Origin of the sequence: Bacillus sp. JJ1474, from assembly GCF_036965225.1 — a bacterium.
Taxonomy (GTDB): Bacteria; Bacillota; Bacilli; order Bacillales; family Cytobacillaceae; genus Cytobacillus.
Genome location: NZ_JBALPC010000313.1, coordinates 1 through 1,921, shown reverse-complemented (window position 1 = coordinate 1,921; position 1,921 = coordinate 1). Strand labels below are relative to the sequence as shown.

At 29.5% G+C, this 1,921-nt stretch carries 1 protein-coding gene; it reads right to left on the bottom strand.

Annotated features, from left to right (window positions below; all coding sequences use genetic code 11):
* Window positions 1-1,762 (bottom strand): glycosyltransferase (locus V7164_RS25220; RefSeq protein ID WP_335355595.1); only part of this gene is annotated, 1,762 nt, incomplete at its 3' end.
* Window positions 1,763-1,921: the final 159 nt, after the last annotated feature.

The following is a 1,921-nucleotide window of genomic DNA, read 5'->3' as shown; positions in this document are numbered from 1 at the left end:
ACTCAATATCATGTTCGATCCTTCTAAGAAGATATACCAATATTTGTTTCCTTTTCTCTTCTTCAAAATTAATTTCAGCTAGTATTTTCTCTACCTCATCATCTTTGTCTTCCACTTCTAAACAATCTAAATACCTTTTTGCTAGTTCTTTTTCATTATATGAATATAAAATTACCCCTAAGTTATAGAGTGTATCAGGATTATTAGGGTCTATATCAAAAGCCTTATGGAGATACGATAATACATTTTCATGGTTGTTATTGCCAAAATTTAAAATAGCAAATGTATGTAAAATCTGGATTTTATTTTCAAATCGATTCGTTATGCATTCAATAATTTCATGCTCAGAATATTGTTCAAGCTCTATTAAAGTTTTTTCAACATCAATATCATTTATGATATTAAGAATACTATTTTCTAGATGTTCATCATATTTTTGTGCAGTAATCAAATATTTGTATGTTTCATACTGGATTCTCATATCTTCTTTAGTAAGTGAACAATATAATTCTATTATTTTCTTTTCTTCATCTGACAAATTGCTTGTCATACTTTCTACATAAAGCTTAAAGCCAGCTTCTCCTTTAAATAATTTATTAATATCTAGTAATGTCATATATTTATTTTCTAAAAAAGGATTTCTTCCTAGCATCAATTCATTTATTAAGCTAATATGATTAGCATTAATAACAGATGAAAGGAGAATTCCATCGTCTTTTAATAAACTCTTGACAGAAAGCATAGAGGTTTGAAGATTAGTAATATGACTCCAATCTGTAATAATAATTACATCAAACTTCTTTACACCAAACTCCTTAATTACTTCTTCAACTGGATCATGAAATACTGTTACAAATATGCTTGCTTCAGTAGCTGCATTCTTGTTTTGCTCAATACCATATAAAGAAGACTTTCTGAATGAGTCATTAATTTTAAGTAAAGTTCCCCCCGCCCCACAACCAATATGAAGAACATCTATCTGTCTATCTTTTTCAAATGGAATTCTATCAACTAGATCATTATGTATATTGTACGAATGTGAATTAGTTCCCCATTTCTTCATGAACTTCTTCTCATTCTCAGATAACAATTCTCCATACCAAGCAACATTTTCTCTCCATGAAACACTTCCATAATGATGAATAAATGTGTCTTTACATAATAGTAATTTATAACCTGCTTTACGAATTCTTACAGAATAATCATCGTCTTCAAAGTTTCCAGGAGTAAACATTTCGTCTAAGAGTCCAATTTTATCAATTACATCTTTTTTAATAAGCATGCAATAACCAATTAATTTTAATCTTTCTTCCCATTTCTCAGAATTTGATTTATTAAAACCTTTTGCGAAATTATGCATTTCATATAAATTCGAGTATTCTACTGGGATAGCAGTGTGATACGCTGCAGAATTGGTAACAGGGCCAACTGCTCCGACCTTTTCACTGCTATAAAGACTTTGTACTAAATTACACAGCCAATTCTCAGTGACAATTACATCATTATTAAGTAAAAGTATATTATTCCCTTTAGCTATTTCAATTCCTTGATTGCAGCCTCTAGGAAACCCGAGATTTTCCTTGTTTAAAATTACCCTTATGTCATCTTGCTTTAATAGCCAGTCTTTTGTACCGTCCACAGAATTATTATCAATAATGATTAATTCATAGGTGTTTGGTTCTGTATTTTTTCTAATACTTTCTAAACATTGTTTTGTGTATTCTAAGTTATTGTAAGTTAGTATTATTATGCTAGTAAGCATTATATCCACCTCATTCATTTTCAGCCCGATTAGCTCGACAAACATGACAAACATGACAAAAAAAGTCGAAATACTTCTATTTTATTATCGGCAACTTTTATAATACATTAACCAAGTCTTTAAAATTCAAGGGATTGGGTAGTTTTACCACAATAATAT